Consider the following 16,605-nt stretch of genomic DNA (forward strand, 5'->3'; position numbering starts at 1 on the left):
CAATAATGTGTCGTGCAACGAGCATTTGTTATTTTTACCTTTACGACGAAAGAACCCCCACTACCTGATTTCCTATGATAATTGATATTGCTACACCGGCCATGTTGTTTCCGGCTATTTCTCTGCTGCTGCTGGCTTACACCAACCGCTTTTTGACCCTGGCCACCATCATCCGTAATTTTGCCAGAGAAGACAGGGATGAAACCACAGAAGCGCAAATCCGTAATCTCCGACAGCGCATTCAGTTTATTAAACGCATGCAAATTGCCGGTGTTATGAGCTTCTTTTTATGTGTGGTGTCGATGCTGGCGATTTACCTGACCTACCAAACTGCAGGAAATTGGATTTTTGCCGCCAGTTTAGTGTGCCTGCTGTATTCGCTGTGGATGTCGGTAAGGGAAATTTTAATTTCAGTAGAGGCGCTGGACTTTCATCTTGACGGTATAAAAAAGAATGGGAAATAAACCAGCCTGCGCGCACATTGAGTACCAATTGCTGGCGCCGGAGCATTTTGCTGCCGTCATTAAATTAGGAAATGAGGTGCAGGGCGAGAATTACCTTAACGCAGAATCTCTTGTTCAGATGTATGAAAAAAGCTGGCACAACGGCATTAATGCCAGCCTGGTGGCGTTACACCAAACCGCAGTGGTAGGCTTTCGATTGACCTTTGCTCCGCACCATTGGCAACCTGACCAATGGTGCAGCCCTGGTCAGTGGCCCGTAGCTGCTGATAAAGTGTGTTACTTTAAATGCAACACGGTAGATGAAAACCTGCAAGGCTGTGGCATTGGTAGCAAAATGTTGAGTATGGCCATCGAACAGGCCAAAAAGCAAGGTGCTGAGGCGGGTTTGGCACACATCTGGTTAGCCAGCCCTGGGAACAGTGCTTTTCGCTATTTCAGTAGTAACGGCGGAAAACTGATAAAGAAGCATCCAGGAAAATGGCGTCACGCTTCACTATTTGAAGGTTATATTTGCCCGGTCTGTCCCGGTCACTGCGAATGTGAAGCGGCAGAAATGATACTGCCTTTCTCATGATTTATGACCCGTTAGTCAGTCATTCCGTTTCCCCTCAGGCACCTCACGTCCAAAGTTACTGGCGCGATACATTCACTCCCGTAGATTACCCGACACTGGTTAATGATCTGGAAACCGATGTATTGATCATCGGTGCCGGTTATACCGGTCTCTCCGCCGCGTGTGAACTGGGCGATACCGAAGGCTTAGATGTAACTGTTATTGATAGTCATGCCATTGGTTTCGGCTGCGCCGGACGCAATGCCGGGTTTGTATTAAGTGGCAGCGGCCGTCTTAGTTTATCTGCCATTAAAGAAAAATGGGATCTCACCATTGCGCTAGGCATGCAGCAGGAATTTGACGCTGCGGTTGAGCTGGTAAAAGATCGTGTTAATCAACATAATATTTCGTGCGACATGGTAAGCGGCACCTACCTAAAAATTGCCCACAATGAAAAGCAGGCGGAGGCGTTGTGCAAAGCCACCCCCTTACAAAACGAAACGTTTGGCACTGCTACCCGCTATCTCGATAAACAAGCCCTATACAATCGCCTGCCTATAGCCAATGCCTACGGTGCAATTGAACAGCCAGGGCTGGCGCTACATCCATTGAAGCTGATTGACGGTTACGCCCGAATAGCGGCATTAAAAGGGGTAAGGCTACTGACTCATACCCCGGCATTAAGTATAAAAAGTGTGGCCGGTGGGCACATAATTGCCACTCCCCGCGGCACCATCCGCGCGAAAAAACTGCTGATTGCCAGTAATGCTTATACTCCGCGGCATTTTCATTCTCTGGTAGACGGCCGCCAGTTTACGGTGCAATCAAGCATATTGGTCACCAACAAACTCACCGCTCAGCAACGAGCCGCTACGGGGTTATCCAAGCCATTAACCATGATGGATACACGGATGATGAAGTTTTATTACCGTACATTACCCGATGGCAGAATACTATTTGGCGGGCGCGGTGCTGTTACCGGCAAGCAAGGCGACATCCGTGTTTCAAAGCAGCGACTTTACAATGCGATGGTGGCAAGTTTTCCTGCATTAAAGGAAAGTAAGGCCGAATATTTTTGGAGCGGCTGGGTAAGCGTGGCGTTGGATAACATGCCCAGAATCTACTATGACGACAGCCAAAATATCGGTTACGCCATGGGCTACTGCGGCTCAGGCGTCTCGTTTGCCAGCCTCGCCGGCACTCGATTGGCCCAGCGACTAAATGGAAAGCGCTTAAATCAGGCGCTTCCCATTTACGCGAACCCGCTACCCAAATTCCCGTTACCGAGCCTGCGTCGTTTAGGGTTAGCCGCGCTATACGGCTGGGCAAATTTATCGCAGAGATAATACTAATCCGCATCAATGCCGATTAGTATTACAGCTCCTGCTTCAATGCCAGCAATTCCTGTTGCTTCTTCAGGAATCTGAGTTCGCGTTTTTGCGCCCACCAATTGAATCCTGCTACCGAAACATGTATGTTAGAAGCTGGAGACAGCATCATTATACAACAAGCTGGGCTTTGTCGTTCTACAATACGCGCTAAGGGATTTCGAGAAATAAGGATGTTTATGAGAAAATATATTTTTGGTCTGATTCTGGTTTTAGGCGTTGGCTGTTCCTCATCGCCAAAACAAATGACTCTTGCATCGCAACCCGCCGACATATCACTTGATGAACTAGAGCAGTATTGGGAGATGAAATATGAATCCTTTAGCTTCGACTCTTCAGCGGAATATAAGAACCGGCCAAAGGGTTACGTAAAGATCCGGTATTTAATAGATTCAACTGGTAACGTGTTTGAACCTAAAGTTGTTGAGTCAGAACCATCTGGAGTATGGGATGACCAAGGAATGGAAGCAATTAAAGAGCTAAAATATCTGCCTTCAAAAGACAACCCTACTAAGATCCCAGTGTATGTTACTACTGAATTTCAATTTAAAGAAGTCTTAGAGCAGCGTTGAGTCCGATTCCTGTTAAAAAGTAATAGCCACTTCTGGCTGCGTTAGCAGCCAGAGCAAATTCCTGTGATAAATATTATTATTTCGTTTGTCTGTGGCATGCTTTCAAAGTTTAAAACGGAACTATTGGCGTAGTCCGTAAAGAAACACGCAATTGTCCGCAAAGTCATCTACGTTCATCGGCGATAATTTTATAAATACGATCTCACTCACTTTATCCCTGTCGGTAAAGCGGGAAATCTCGAAATAGTGATCAGCGTATTGAGAACCTTGTTTCTTAAGTTCTAGATACGGATATTGACGGTATTTCCACGTGCCGTTTAGCGGTCCAGTACCCAGTAAAGAACTGTCCTTGCCAACAAAATCGTAATTGCCATTTTCCATAAGCCTAAGCGAAAGCCCACTACAATTTTCGCCGATAAAGTTGTGAATCAGGTCCTGTCGAAAAATATCGGAAGCGCCAGCAGGATTATCAGGTAATAGAAAAATGGCGAGCGAGTCTTTATTGTACCAATGATTTCCTGCCGTCATGGCCTGAGCTCTATGTATTGACATTCCTGCTTCGGCTGCGATTTGCTCCACTTGATTTATCATGCTGGGGTCGTTTAGGAACAGGGAGTAAATAATCGTTTTTGGTTGATAGCGGTTGGGAAGTCAAAGTCGTTTAATTTAACTTTATACTCTTTGCTACGAAGTTGCTGAATAAGCGCTGTTTTTTGTTCATCGGACAAGTATTTACCATACAAATAAACCGTCGGCTGACTGGCACAGCCAGCTAGGAATAAAACTAGAAAAATGAGTGATCCTTTGCCTTTCACCAGCTATTCCTTTTTAAACGTATAATACTAGTCACATTGATGTGTGCTCACCCAGCGCGGGAGTTTTTCAACTTTCGACAAGCCAATTTCCTGAAGGTGTAGTGGGGCTAAATCGAACGCATTTGGCACAGCTCAAAAGCTGAAAAAGCCGCCTTTTAGTCCCAGGCGGCTTCACAACCATTAGTAATGATTAAACAATCTGCGGTTAGCTTTCCAGCGTTATTCTGGCGAACTTACGTTTACCCACTTGATATACCTGTTCTCCGGTTTGAGTAATAATCAGACGGCTATCTTCAACTTTATCGCCGTCAATTTTTACCGCACCCTGTTTGATCATGCGCATTGCGTCAGAGGTGGACGCCACCAAATCGGCTTCTTTTAATAAATTGCCGATGGCGATACCATCTGCAGGCAAGGTAATCGAAACCTCTGGCATGTCGTCTGGAATAGCATTTTTCTGAAAACGCTGAATAAAATCCTGATACGCGGCTTCGGCGGCATCCTCATCATGAAAGCGGGCAATCAGTTCTTTTGCCAATAAAATTTTGGTGTCGCGGGGATTGGCTCCAGCTTCCACTTGTGCTTTTAGTTCTGCTACCTCTTCTAAAGGACGGAAGCTGAGCAGGTCGTAATAACGCCACATCAAATCATCAGACACTGACATTACTTTGCCAAACATCTCATTGGGTGTATCGGTTATACCGATATAATTGTTCAGCGACTTAGACATTTTCTGAACGCCGTCGAGGCCTTCCAGCAGCGGCACCATTACAATCGCTTGTTGCGCTTGTCCGTTTTCTTTTTGCAGTTCTCTTCCCATCAACAGGTTAAAGCGTTGATCAGTACCGCCAAGTTCAACATCCGCTTCAAGCGCAACCGAATCCCACCCCTGCACTAGTGGATACAAAAATTCGTGAATGGCGATAGGCTGGCCATTAGCATAACGCTTTTTAAAATCATCGCGTTCCAGCATACGGGCCACTGTCTGACTGGCTGCCAGTTTTATCATCCCGTCAGCACCCAGTTTATCCATCCACTCGGAATTAAAGCGGATTTGCGTCTTGTCAGGGTCCAGAATTTTAAAAACCTGTTCCTGATACGTTTTTGCGTTTTCCAATACCTGATCTTTGCTTAAAGGCTTGCGTGTGACATTTTTCCCTGTAGGATCGCCAATAAGGCCTGTAAAATCACCGATCAGGAAGACCACGTTATGGCCAAGTTGCTGAAAGGAACGCAGCTTATTAATGAGTACCGTATGACCTAAGTGTAAGTCAGGTGCGGTTGGGTCAAAGCCGGCTTTTACCGTCAGCGTTTTACCTGATTTGAGTTTTTGAATTAACTCCTCTTCAGGCAGGATATCGTCGGTACCCCGTTTTATTTCAGCTAATGCTGTTTGCCAGTTACTCATGGATTTGCTCCGCACCTTACGTCATTCACGTTATTACCAGGCTCGGCATTTTACGCATGAGAATGAACCAATGAAAGGTTTGCGAATCAAAAACCGGATTCTGACAAGACATTCTACGATAAAAGTTGTTTTTTTGAGCAGCCGGTGTAGAAAGTCGATAATGAACACGATATTCTCGGGCTGGGCTGTACTATGAGAAAGAAATTAAAGACTACCGTGGCTTCTACTATGTTGAAAAATTTACCCAAACCACATCGCACCGGATTGGCACTTGCCACCCTCGTTTTAGGTGGATTAATTCTTCTTCCATCCGATCCGGTAGAAGCGAGCCGTCATCAGGAAGCCTTTGTTCTTGATGCAGGCGTACGCTACCCGTTGGAAATGAAAGTTATTGATTCCCCCGATGTAACGCTTAAAGAAGAAGAAAGCAACTGGCAGCTTTACAAGGTTGGCAGTGGCGATACCTTAGCGCAGATATTTAAGCGCGCGGGTTTCTCCGCAAGAGATACCTACAATGTCACTCAGGCCGGCGAGCTAGCTAAGACGTTGGTAACACTCATTCCTGGTGACGAACTTTATCTTTTAGCAGATGACAAAGGCGCGTTTGCTGGCTTAAAGTACAGCGTGTCGCCTACTGAAACGTTGCATATTAAACCCGAAGAAGGACAAGACAAACTGGTTGCCGATCTGGAAACCAAACATGTCGATATTCGTTATAACTTTGCTCAGGGTGAAATTGATAGCAGCTTTTGGAATGCGGGCGTTACCGCCGGCTTATCCAGCAATCAGATAATGCATCTGGCGGGAATATTTGGCTGGGATATCGATTTTGCAGTAGGTATTCGCAGTGGTGATACCTTTAATATCGTGTTTGAAGAACATTACATTGATGGCGAGTTTGTTGGTTACGGTGATATTGTCGCTGCCGAATTCGTGAACCAGGGCGAACAATTTACCGCTATTCAGCATTCTGATGGCAATTACTATACGCCTGAAGGTCGTAGCATGCGTAAAAGCTTTTTGCGCGCCCCTATTAACTTCAAGTACGTTAGTTCCAATTTTACCACTGCGCGGTTCCACCCTGTTCAGAAGCGCTGGAAAGCACACCGGGGCACCGACTATGTTGCCGCTATTGGCACACCGGTCATGGCTGCTGGCGATGGTAAAGTAATCGAAGCCAGTTATAACAAGTTTAACGGCAACTATGTCTTTATTCGCCATGGCGATAAATATGTAACCAAGTATCTGCACTTTAAAAAACGTGCGGTTAAAGTGGGTGATGTTGTTAAGCAAGGTCAGACCGTGGGTTACCTCGGTAACACCGGTATGGTAACTGGCGCGCATTTACACTATGAGTTTCTGGTAAACGGCGTGCACAGAAATCCCAGAACTGTCGAACTGCCAAAGGCGCGTCCTATTGCAGAAAGTGAACGCGCGGCCTTTATGGAAATTGCCGAAAATAGGCTGAATCAACTGGGTACCACCAAGCGCATCATGTTAGCAATGAAGTAAGCCTATGGCCTACTTCATTGGTTTGATGTCAGGTACCAGCATGGACGGCGTAGACGCCGTTCTTTGTGACATTTGCGCTGATCACATCAATACTATAGCGGCTGCCTCCGTTGCCTTTGACGAAGGTTTACTCGCTACTCTGCACCAGCTTTGCGCACACTCCGCTAACGAAGTTAACCTAATGGGTCAGGCTGACCGCGACATTGCTTATGCATTTCATCAGGCGGTTGAGGCTGTGCTTAAAACATCAGGTATTAAAAGCAGCGATATTGTGGCACTGGGCTCCCACGGCCAAACCATTCGTCATTTCCCCACCGGATTACCACAGCAAAACGGTTTTGCTACACCTGGATTCACATTGCAAATTGGCGATCCTCATACTCTTGCCGTGCTGAGTTCCATAGACGTAGTAGCAGATTTCAGACGTAAAGATATTGCGCTTGGAGGCCAGGGCGCGCCTCTTGTGCCAGCATTTCATCGTGCGGTTTTTGGTGGCGATGTTGGCCGGGCAGTGGTGAATATTGGTGGTATTGCCAATATCAGCGTTTTACCCGCAGATACTAACGCCCCCATTATCGGGTTTGATACCGGGCCGGGCAATACATTAATGGACGTCTGGTGTCGTAAGCACACCGGCAATAGTTATGATGCCGACGGGGCGTGGGCTGCGTCAGGTGTTGTACACGCACAGCTGCTATCCCAAATGCTTGAGGATAAATATTTTGCGCTGCCATACCCTAAAAGCACGGGGCGAGAGTACTTCCACAGCGGCTGGCTTTATCAGTTCCCATTGGTTCATCAGTTGTCGCCCCAGGATGTACAAGCCACGCTGTTAGCGTTAACCACTCACAGTATCTGCAACGCTATCAACTTGTTTCCCTCCCTCAGCGAAGTGTATATTTGCGGCGGTGGTGCTTTTAATTTGCATCTAATGCAAACCCTGCGAGAAACTCTTTTGAATGTCACAGTCAGTAGTACCGATACGCTGGGTTTACATCCTCAACATGTTGAAGGTGCTGCATTTGCGTGGCTTGCCTGGGCATTCGTTAATCGTCATCCGGGAAATGTGCCTTCCGTGACTGGTGCTAGCCGCGAAGCCGTACTCGGCACGCTAACGCCAGCTCAATAGTTTCACTCTTAGCTCCACCAGCTATGAAGCACGTGCCAGTCTGTACCATAATGAGCTATTTATGCTTTAAGCTTCGAGAGCTTCTCCAGACACGCTACCCATCCTTGCTGATGTTGATCTCTTTCCTGCTCATTGCTAAAGCCGCTGTGAATCAACGTTAGGTGAGAGGTATGTGCATCTACCTCTTCAAAGCTCACATTCACGCTCGTCATCACGCTTTCTTCCTGATTATCTTCCCACGCCCACGAAAACATTAAGCTCTCGTTGGGCCTGATGGTCGAATATTCGCCAGTTAAAACATACTGCACACCTGACGGTTCCTGCATGGTGATACGGTAGCGTCCAGCTTCTTCAAAATTAGACATAACCTGGGTAATGATAATGTTCCCCGGGGCGAACCACTGCACCAACAATTCGGTTTTGTGAAAAGCCTCAAAAAGATGGGTGACAGGCATTGCAAGGGTAGCACTAAGAGAAAAATCGAACACACCGATACTCATAAAAAGAATGGTAATTAAGTATCGGCAATCCTGGCTATTCCTGCAACACCTCAGTCATGCTCGCCACGCCGCCGTGATACTGCTCGCACACCTGCATGCAGACCCGCCGGTAAATGTCATCTATTTCTGCAGGGGCTAAAAAAGCCGCACAAAATCCCGGGGCGGCGGGCTCAATAAAATGTCGAGCAGCTAAAATAAACTGTGCCATTAGCTGTTTAACGTTGTCGGTTCCCATCGCAATGCGCATGGTAGTCAGCTCAATTCCCGCCTTTTTCTGTTCCTCCGTACTCAGTTCTGAATGTGACGTTAGAGCCGGGCAAAGAATAATGGTGTTGGTTTGGCCAATACTCACCTGATGACTAAATGCAGGCTCCAGCGAATCAAAGAAGGAGGTAAATACTGCTTTGGAAAGCTGAGCCGGTGCCATATCAACAGTGAACAACGGACACGGCCAGCCGTTATTATGCAACTGCTCCCGTAAGCTGGCATTTTCATGTTTGGCTACAGCATGGCTGTTCACCCTGATTTGCGGATGCGCATTAAGAAATTCGGTGAAAATCAGTGTATTGATGACTTTGGACATTAAACGCTGCTCCAGCGTTTTCATGCCGTTAAGTACATCAAACGCTTTTTCAGAATCGAGAAAGGCGCCTTTAATGTAATACACATCCCAAAACAGTGTCTGCGACCACTCCACACCGTTCATACTGCTACCTTTCGGCTGGAACATACGATAAGTTTCGCCAATAACCACACCCGCTGTCGTTGCACCGCTGCCACAGATATCCTTGGTATAACTGTGCATCACATAATCGGGACGCGCCATTTTGTCTGGATGCTGTAACGGCTGATGTAATACCGGCGTGGCAAGGGTGGAATCCAACATGACCAAAGCGCCCACAGCATGAGCTTCTACGGTAATACCCGGTACGTCCAAAACATACCCGTGCGGATTGCACGGCGATTCCAGATAAACATGTAAACTTGCACCTTTATCCAAACGGCCTTGATTCTGCTGGCGAGTATCTGCAAGAAAACGGCTGAATTCTTCTTTGGTGTAGCCGTCGAACCAGGCGATTTGAATATTTAGACGGTTCTCTCTGGCAAAGTAATCATGCAGCAGTTGATAAACGCCTCCGTACACGTTTCGAGAGACAATTAACACGTCACCGTGCGTCAGCACATTGGACAGCACCCCGTCGATAGCGGCCATTCCCGAGTTAAAATTCCACGCCAGATAATCGCCAGCATAAGGACCAGCCTCAAGATCGACAATGGCATTTGCCAGAGAAATATTGGTCGGATTTAACAGGCGTGAATAAATCTGGTGCGTGGCCTCCTTACCTTGAAAGGCATCATCTACCCATTCGGTGCAGGCATAGATATAAGTTGCCGTTCTTACCACCACTGGCGTCGCCGAAAACAACGCGGTCACATTATCGAATAACGGATAATGCCCTTGCGCGCCATTGCCAGAAGATAGACTCTGATAGGTTTTTCGAAACGGGTTTTGTAAGGTATCAAGAACTTTGGCCATCTGAAAAGACAGAAACTTTTTAGCATTAAAATAAGCCATTCTGTCTTCTTTACCCAGAGTTCCAAGCGTTTTGTTGGTAATATCCCAAAGCGACATAACATCCGATTGGGCGTCATACAGGTGGCTGGCGGTGCGACTAAGCGCTTGACCGTAGTCGCTGTTTTCATCGATACCAAAATGGCGCAGTTGCTCACTGACCAGTTCGGCCACAGATGAGGCTTCAGAAGTATTGCGGCGCGGAGAAAGCACACGGGCGTGTTGCAGGGTATCTGTCATTTTTATATTCTCATGTTACGGCGTTTACATGAATTTAAATTGCCTGCAACAATTTAGAAACCATTGCCATTTTTTTGCTGCCCCACAAAAGGAAAGAATTCTTTACTATGACCAACTATGCGCCTTCTGCCCCGCTTTCTGTTACGGTACTTAGTGCCAGAGCTATCGACTATCAGGAACTGTTAAACAAGGCTGATTCCCCGGATGTTTGCATTGCGCAGTGTGCAGATTCTGCAAACGATATTGACCCGCAGAACGTGACGATATTGCTTGCAGACCCAGGTCTTGCAGTACAAGTTATTCCTGAATGTAACAAACTTGTTTGGTGTCAGTCGACATGGGCAGGAAATGCGCCGCTGCTTAAGCTGGCAAAGCAAGACTATCAGCTAACCGGGGTAAAAGGCGTTTTTGGTGCACAAATGCGGGAGTTTGTATTTGCTTACATGCTGCATTTTTCCCGCAATATTGACGCTTTTAGAGCAGCTCAAACTCATACTCAAACAGATAAATGGTGCTCACCTGATTATTCGCGCCTTTGTGGTAAAACGCTGGGAATCATGGGGGCAGGTTCTATTGCAAAAGCGCTGCTTCCTGCCGCAAAGATTTTCAACATGAACATAATTGGGCTTAATAACAGCGGTGATCCCGTTGAAGGATTTGACGGTATTTTTACTGCGGTGGACAAAAAAGCATTTGCCGGACAATGCGATTACATTGTGAACCTGCTGCCCGATACGCCGGCCACCCATAATATTATAGACAGCGATTTTTTTAACGCGACTAAACCTCATTCTGTTCTTATTAACACCGGCCGCGGCAGCGCCATTGATGATGATGCCCTGTTACATGCCCTCAACAATAATCAGTTACAGGCAGCGGTGCTCGATGTATTTTCAGTTGAGCCGCTACCCGATGTACATCCGTTTTGGGCTCATCCGAAGGTCTGGGTTACTCAACACTCTGCCGCGGAATCCTTTCCAGAGGATATCATCAATATATTTCTTGAAAACGCAGCCCGCTTCCAAAACAGCGAGCCGCTTAAATATCAATTCGATTTTGAGAAAGGCTATTAACAGATTAACGGCGAGGATCTGTCGCTGTAATTTCGATACGATCCACATGCTGCTCACGAAACGCTTTAAGGTGGTCTAATCCTTTAAGTGTGTGTAGCTGCCGGAATTCTACCCAATCGATTAATGTGTACAAGCAAACGGAGGGGTAATCCCAGCCATCAAATTGCCCGTCGGCTACTTGCTGGTTTAGCACCTGCAATGAGGTTGCGATCCGCTCCTTTTGCAGCCTTACAAAAAGCTTATCGTCACTAGCCTCAATTTCCGAACGTTTGAGTAAAAACAGTTCGACAAAGGAATCATTGACGGCATCTATTAAGCTCAGCTGGTTTTCCTGATCCCAGGTTAATGCAGAATAATCAAACTTCGCGGTAAGATAGCTAAAAATGACCCGCGAATCGTAAATCACTTGTCCTTCATCATCCAGACAAGGTACTTTCATTATTGGGTTTTTTGCCGCCAGAGTCTCTCGTCCTTCACCTTCGAATATGTTCAGGTTTAAAAATTCGTGAGGAGTTTGCGACAGTAAGATGCGGATACGTCTGACGTAAGGAGACGTAAGAGAGCCGTATAATTTCATAAGCCAAAACCTTCTTGTATGGAACGTAATTATACCAGTCAGCAGTGATAATTGATCACTGCTGCTGGTAGTTTATACCGTGTACGCACAAAGAATCGGCAGCTTACAGTAGTTATAATGTCGTCGGCCGATAGATCCAGATTTGATTAGAATAAAGCAAGGTGGAGACAGTCTCAGTGAGCATGCGTTAACACTCGATAGTTGCACGCCCACCGGTGATGACTGGCGGGATAAAAGCGGCGGAATTAACGCTAAATACTAAAACTTGCACCACAGCCACAGGTAGTAGTGGCGTTGGGGTTCTCCACTAAAAAACGCGAGCCTTCCAGACCTTCCACGTAATCCACCACTCCGCCAACAAGATATTGCAGGCTCATGGGATCGACTACCAGGGTTACACTTTCTTTCTCGATAGTCATGTCGCCATCGTTTACCTTTTCGTCAAAGGTAAACCCATATTGGAAGCCAGAGCAACCGCCTCCGGTAACGTACACCCGCAGTTTCAAATTTGGATTTTCTTCTTCCGTAACCAGATCTTTAACTTTTCGCGCCGCGGCATCGGAAAATTCAATGGGCAAAGCCATTTCTACAGACATATAAACCTCTTTCTCAAATTGGTGCAGTACACCTTTGACTGTGCGCAATTATCTAATACTTGAGTAATTCTATCAACTATTACCCAAGTATGTTTGGTTATCAGTTATGTGCTGGGACTGTATCAGTAGATTCAGGTTGCTCGTCGAATACCTGACTCCACGGAAACCGCCGCATATAATCGCCACGTTTAGTGGTGTATTGATAAACCTCAGAAGCAAATTCAATAAATTCAGGAACAAAATTTTCCGGTAGCTGAAAAGACACATTGACGGTTTGAAAATATTTAAAACGGTAAACGACCGGCCCTTCCGGTAAAAACTGCGGTTGGCCGGGCTCAATTACAGCAGGTTTACCATCCTGGCTTCCTTTAATCCGGATGAACAAGTCCCCTTTAACAATGGCTTTATTCTGGCGCTGCTGCAATAACACCAGGCTCAGCCTGTAGAACCTTTCGCTTGCCGCTGCCACTACCTGCAAACCATCAACTAAGAAGCCATCCTGGGTGAGTTCCGGCGCCATCACGTTTTGATAAAACGCTAATTGTTCCTCCAGACGCCGCACAGTCGATATCGCCTCTTGCCTCTGTTGGTGTGCGGCACTGGTAACATTTTTTTCCAGTGCCAATTCCACTTCTAGCCGGCTCACCCGAAGGTTGAGAATATCATTTTCGGCTTTTAACATCTGCGCAGTTGTCGTGGCATTTTCATATGCCAGTGTGTTTTGCTTATGCTGATAGCCCGCAAGTTGATACCCAAAGAATACCATGGCTAGCATTATAGTAATCAGCAACAGTGAAAAGCGATAACCGCCTACGTTTTTCTGTAGTTCCGCTAACTTCATCATTTATCTCGTGTCGGCCAAGACGGCAATACATTAAGCAATCGGCATATAAGCATAGGAAAAGTAAGCACTTGTGGTAAGCTATTCGCATCTGCCGTCAATCTCTTCTAAGCCATGCGTCTTTCGCGTCTCAGACAAGAACTTGCTCATCCACGCACCTCGGTGCAAGTGTGTCTGCTCGGCATCGTCGGAGGCTTAAGCGCCGCTGCTCTGATAATCCTATTGCGACTCTGCGTTGAATGGGTGCAACATAAAGGCCTTGCTCTACTTACGCAATACTTTTCTGAAGACTGGCCGGTCATGTTTTTTATGCCTCTTTGTGCTGTCGCACTTATGCTGATTATCGCATTTATCACCGGGTTTAAACATTATCGAATGGGTATCCCCTTTATTATTCACCGGGTGAAGCATCACTACGGCCAGGTTCCCATACGTACCACCATCAATCAATTTTTCGGCGGCATGTTGGCGCTGGCAGGAGGGTTTGTCGTTGGCCGGGAAGGTCCTTCTGTGCACCTTGGCGCTGCAGGCAGCAGCTTTCTTGGTCAATGGCTGCGACTGCCCTACAACAGTATTCGAATTTTAGCAGGTTGCGGTATTGCGGCAGGGATTGCCGCCTCTTTTAACACACCTTTTGCGGCTGTGATATTTGTAATGGAAGTAGTGTTAAGAGAATACAAAATCCATATTTTTGTGCCCGTAATGCTGGCTGCGGCATGCGGGTCGGTGCTGACTCGCATGGTGTTTGGAGAGGTAAACGAACTATCTTTTCTCTCTTTCGCGGTGTTCAGTGAATGGATGTACTTATACCTGATTCTTTTGGGCATTGTACTGGGAATGCTCGCAACCCTGTTTAACACTCAGCTCATGCGTATTATGCGATTCTTCCGCCCCCTAAACATGGCGTGGCGGTTAATATTGGCAGCGCTTATCACCGGAGGTGTAGGTATAATTTTACCTGAGGCCATGGGCGCCAGCTTTATCGATGTGGAACACCTTTTTACCGAACAGCCTGGTACTGTTGTACTTATTTCAGTGTTACTAGCCAAATTTGTGTTAGCGGTGTTTGCCATTGGGTTGGGTGTCCCAGGTGGTATTATGGGGCCGGTGATGATAATCGGTATGTTGGCCGGGGCCGTGCTGTTGTTGCCGTTGCAGCCTTTCGTAAACGTAAATGAACTTACCAGCAGCTTTGCATTATTGGGGGTAGCCGGAATGCTAACCGCAGTGCTACATGCGCCACTGGCCGCGTTATCGGCGGTAATGGAGTTATCTTACAGCCCCCAGATAATTCTTCCGGCCATGCTGGTTATCGTTCCTGCTTATGTCACAGCCACCCAGTTTTTGGGTAACCGCTCTATCTTTATTCAACAACTGGATTATCAGAATCTTCCCTATGCGATTACTTCAATACGCGAAGCGTTGGAAAAAACAGGAGTGCTTGCTGCTATGGCCACTGAATATAAACTGTTTCGCGATGCGCCGGAAAAAGCCATTGAAGATTATCTTTCTGAAAATCCTACTCACATTGTGGTGCAGCAGTCTCAACTGGAGTTAGAAATTCAGTATAAACTGGTACAGTATGATGTAAGCCTGGAGCACAACGCCCAGCCACTTTCGTACTTGCAGATGGAAGGCCTCAGTGCGCAGACAACGCTGCATGAAGTGTATGAAAAACTAAAAAACAGCCGCTCCGGCGCTATTTATGTTTACGATAGTGAACCCCACGAAATTCTGGGAGTAATCACCTGGAATGTATTGCAGACTTTTTTGCAACGCGCTCAATATTAGCCGTAATCGCAGGCTTACGTTCGATGCAAATTTAATGATGAGGCAGTAATCATGATACTGTGGTTTAAAGCATTACATATCTTTTTTATGGTCGCCTGGATGGCGGGCATTTTCTATTTACCCCGGCTATTTGTGTATCATGCAGGTACCGATAATCAAGCTGTCAAAGATCAATTCAAGGTAATGGAACGGCGCTTGTGGTTTTTTGTCACGCCATTTGCTTTTCTTACGCTAATTTTCGGGCTTCTACTTATTTATACGTACGGCGTCGAGTGGCTTAAAGCATCGGGATGGCTGCACCTGAAATTAACGCTTTTACTTGCAGTTTACGGGTATCACTTCTATCTATATAAACTGTTGAAACAATTTGCCCGTGACGCAAATACACACAGCACACGCTTTTACCGGTTTTTAAATGAAGCGCCTGTTATCGTATTACTGATAGTTGTGATCCTCGCAGTAGTAAAACCGTTTTAGTACTTAAATGAATTGCGGTCCAGCTTATTGCAATATGGCTGGTGAAAACAGTCGGCACCAGGATGTTCGCCAACTGCCACCTTAAATTGAGGGCAAACATGGACGTAAATAATCAACATCTTAAAACACTGCTTGAGCGCACTGATACGGCTTTTCGGGAGCTTCTTAAAGAGCCTGATTCTTACGATCTGAACATCGCCTATGAAAAAGCCAAAGAGGAACTTGACAGCTATATTGTGTCACTGCGTCAGACCCTGGCGCAGCGCGCACTGCAGCGTTAGTCGCCCCCTTCCCCCTGTCAGCAAGCGAGAAACTTTAAATACGGCGAGCGCTTATTTCGGCGGATTAAACATTTCAAATTGGTTCGGAAGCGCCTGCGCCAACTCACCCGCCAGCCTCACGTACTCTGCTAACATTGACGGAAGCTGCTTATACAAGATGGGAAGATTATCTTCCAACGCGCTGACTTGAGCTTCGTCTCTTGCTGCTTTAGCTAATTCCACATCAGCTAACAGAGTAAATAGTTTCAGACACCGCCGCAGCCGTTTTGCGGGATCTTCACCTGTCGCCAGAGGCGCTTTTTCAGGCTTTTCCTGCGCCAGCTTCCACGCTTTTTGCCAACAAGGCTCAAGTTGACGATGCCCCTCCAGCAGCCCGGTTAGCCAATGCTCCAAGTTGCGGCGGCCGGCCTTTTCCTTCGCCCATTTACAACCTTCTGGAAGCAGCTTATTTTCATCGCGCATATTCTGTAAACAATCGCGCAATGTATTCATTAATCCGTCTGCCAGGTTATCAATAATATGCGTACTAAGCGTATTGCCCTGCCCCTGAATTAACCAAGGCATCCACACTTCGGGAAGAGGAATATCGGGAGCCGTGGCAACAGCAAAAATGAAGCCTCGAGTGAAATACTCATCCGGCAATAGAGTGGCTACTTCCTGATTTGCATATAAATGCTTTAAATCGCTCAATCTTACGCTCCGATCTTTATGCTTGCGGCTACGCACAGTTCCTCGTTATGCTGACATTTCAACAGCGCCGTAATGGGTGACAACTACCTTTGTCACTGAAGCAAAGCATAACAACAAAGCTGAAG

Annotated in this window: 19 protein-coding genes; 10 read left to right on the forward strand and 9 right to left on the reverse strand. The window is 46.6% G+C overall.

Annotated elements, in window-relative coordinates; genetic code table 11:
• Nucleotides 1–74 precede the first annotated feature (74 nt).
• The 4 genes from CA267_RS04595 to CA267_RS04610 all read left to right on the forward strand — a co-directional run bounded on the left by CA267_RS04595 (nucleotide 75) and on the right by CA267_RS04610 (nucleotide 2,977).
• A complete protein-coding gene (locus CA267_RS04595) occupies nucleotides 75–464 on the forward strand; it encodes a DUF2721 domain-containing protein (RefSeq protein ID WP_075608574.1) in 390 nt (129 codons plus the stop codon).
• The gene (locus CA267_RS04600; protein ID WP_075608573.1) at nucleotides 454–1,038 is read left to right on the forward strand and encodes a GNAT family N-acetyltransferase; all 585 of its coding nucleotides are present in this window, start codon (nucleotides 454–456) and stop codon (nucleotides 1,036–1,038) included. Before CA267_RS04595 ends, CA267_RS04600 begins: the two co-directional genes overlap by 11 nt.
• Nucleotides 1,035–2,363 carry an NAD(P)/FAD-dependent oxidoreductase gene (locus CA267_RS04605; RefSeq protein WP_075608572.1) on the forward strand — a complete coding sequence of 443 codons (1,329 nt, stop codon included), beginning with the start codon at nucleotides 1,035–1,037 and terminating at the stop codon, nucleotides 2,361–2,363. Before CA267_RS04600 ends, CA267_RS04605 begins: the two co-directional genes overlap by 4 nt.
• A gap of 221 nt (nucleotides 2,364–2,584) precedes the next feature.
• The gene (locus CA267_RS04610) at nucleotides 2,585–2,977 is read left to right on the forward strand and encodes an energy transducer TonB (protein WP_075609998.1); all 393 of its coding nucleotides are present in this window, start codon (nucleotides 2,585–2,587) and stop codon (nucleotides 2,975–2,977) included.
• A gap of 120 nt (nucleotides 2,978–3,097) precedes the next feature.
• Here CA267_RS04610 and CA267_RS04615 read toward each other — a convergent pair whose 3' ends face one another.
• The 3 genes from CA267_RS04615 to tyrS all read right to left on the reverse strand — a co-directional run bounded on the left by CA267_RS04615 (nucleotide 3,098) and on the right by tyrS (nucleotide 5,200).
• Nucleotides 3,098–3,568 carry a hypothetical protein gene (locus CA267_RS04615; protein ID WP_083638329.1) on the reverse strand — a complete coding sequence of 157 codons (471 nt, stop codon included), beginning with the start codon at nucleotides 3,566–3,568 and terminating at the stop codon, nucleotides 3,098–3,100.
• 11 nt (nucleotides 3,569–3,579) lie between these two features.
• Nucleotides 3,580–3,792, reverse strand: coding sequence for a hypothetical protein (locus CA267_RS04620; protein ID WP_083638327.1), 213 nt, complete (start codon nucleotides 3,790–3,792; stop codon nucleotides 3,580–3,582).
• 205 nt (nucleotides 3,793–3,997) lie between these two features.
• Nucleotides 3,998–5,200 (reverse strand): tyrosine--tRNA ligase, encoded by a 1,203-nt coding sequence (tyrS, locus tag CA267_RS04625; RefSeq protein WP_075608571.1) that lies wholly within the window; start codon nucleotides 5,198–5,200, stop codon nucleotides 3,998–4,000.
• Nucleotides 5,201–5,392: 192 nt separating this feature from the next.
• On the opposite strand from tyrS, the gene CA267_RS04630 reads away from it, so the two are divergent.
• Both CA267_RS04630 and CA267_RS04635 read left to right on the forward strand, forming a co-directional pair.
• Entirely contained in the window at nucleotides 5,393–6,712 is a 1,320-nt protein-coding gene (locus CA267_RS04630; protein ID WP_075608570.1) for an OapA family protein, read from the forward strand.
• A 4-nt stretch (nucleotides 6,713–6,716) separates the two neighbouring features.
• Nucleotides 6,717–7,841 (forward strand): anhydro-N-acetylmuramic acid kinase, encoded by a 1,125-nt coding sequence (locus CA267_RS04635; RefSeq protein WP_075608569.1) that lies wholly within the window; start codon nucleotides 6,717–6,719, stop codon nucleotides 7,839–7,841.
• 59 nt (nucleotides 7,842–7,900) lie between these two features.
• Here CA267_RS04635 and CA267_RS04640 read toward each other — a convergent pair whose 3' ends face one another.
• Both CA267_RS04640 and CA267_RS04645 read right to left on the reverse strand, forming a co-directional pair.
• Complete coding sequence (locus CA267_RS04640; protein WP_075609997.1) at nucleotides 7,901–8,329, reverse strand: SRPBCC family protein; 429 nt, start codon at nucleotides 8,327–8,329, stop codon at nucleotides 7,901–7,903.
• Nucleotides 8,330–8,375: 46 nt separating this feature from the next.
• Entirely contained in the window at nucleotides 8,376–10,154 is a 1,779-nt protein-coding gene (locus CA267_RS04645; protein WP_075608568.1) for a PLP-dependent transferase, read from the reverse strand.
• Between the two features lie 107 nt (nucleotides 10,155–10,261).
• On the opposite strand from CA267_RS04645, the gene CA267_RS04650 reads away from it, so the two are divergent.
• Complete coding sequence (locus tag CA267_RS04650) at nucleotides 10,262–11,227, forward strand: D-2-hydroxyacid dehydrogenase (RefSeq protein ID WP_075608567.1); 966 nt, start codon at nucleotides 10,262–10,264, stop codon at nucleotides 11,225–11,227.
• Between the two features lie 4 nt (nucleotides 11,228–11,231).
• Here the strand turns inward: CA267_RS04650 and CA267_RS04655 are convergent, their stop codons facing one another.
• From CA267_RS04655 to CA267_RS04665, 3 genes are all read right to left on the reverse strand, one after another.
• Nucleotides 11,232–11,804 (reverse strand): glutathione S-transferase family protein, encoded by a 573-nt coding sequence (locus CA267_RS04655; protein ID WP_075608566.1) that lies wholly within the window; start codon nucleotides 11,802–11,804, stop codon nucleotides 11,232–11,234.
• Nucleotides 11,805–12,055: 251 nt separating this feature from the next.
• On the reverse strand, nucleotides 12,056–12,400 hold the full coding sequence (erpA, locus tag CA267_RS04660) for an iron-sulfur cluster insertion protein ErpA (RefSeq protein WP_075608565.1): 345 nt from the start codon (nucleotides 12,398–12,400) through the stop codon (nucleotides 12,056–12,058).
• A gap of 100 nt (nucleotides 12,401–12,500) precedes the next feature.
• A complete protein-coding gene (locus CA267_RS04665) occupies nucleotides 12,501–13,244 on the reverse strand; it encodes a DUF6776 family protein (RefSeq protein WP_139316223.1) in 744 nt (247 codons plus the stop codon).
• 111 nt (nucleotides 13,245–13,355) lie between these two features.
• Between CA267_RS04665 and CA267_RS04670 the strand changes: the two genes are divergently transcribed.
• The 3 genes from CA267_RS04670 (at nucleotide 13,356) to CA267_RS04680 (ending at nucleotide 15,790) form a co-directional block, all read left to right on the forward strand.
• Nucleotides 13,356–15,032: a chloride channel protein gene (locus CA267_RS04670; RefSeq protein WP_075608563.1), complete on the forward strand. Its 1,677-nt coding sequence runs from the start codon at nucleotides 13,356–13,358 to the stop codon at nucleotides 15,030–15,032.
• A 48-nt stretch (nucleotides 15,033–15,080) separates the two neighbouring features.
• Entirely contained in the window at nucleotides 15,081–15,509 is a 429-nt protein-coding gene (hemJ, locus tag CA267_RS04675; RefSeq protein WP_075608562.1) for a protoporphyrinogen oxidase HemJ, read from the forward strand.
• Nucleotides 15,510–15,607: 98 nt separating this feature from the next.
• Nucleotides 15,608–15,790 (forward strand): hypothetical protein, encoded by a 183-nt coding sequence (locus CA267_RS04680; protein WP_075608561.1) that lies wholly within the window; start codon nucleotides 15,608–15,610, stop codon nucleotides 15,788–15,790.
• Nucleotides 15,791–15,841: 51 nt separating this feature from the next.
• Here the strand turns inward: CA267_RS04680 and CA267_RS04685 are convergent, their stop codons facing one another.
• The gene (locus CA267_RS04685; RefSeq protein ID WP_083638530.1) at nucleotides 15,842–16,480 is read right to left on the reverse strand and encodes a UPF0149 family protein; all 639 of its coding nucleotides are present in this window, start codon (nucleotides 16,478–16,480) and stop codon (nucleotides 15,842–15,844) included.
• Between the last annotated feature and the right edge of the window lie 125 nt (nucleotides 16,481–16,605).

This window comes from Alteromonas pelagimontana (assembly GCF_002499975.2).
GTDB classification, from domain to species: domain Bacteria; phylum Pseudomonadota; class Gammaproteobacteria; order Enterobacterales; family Alteromonadaceae; genus Alteromonas; species Alteromonas pelagimontana.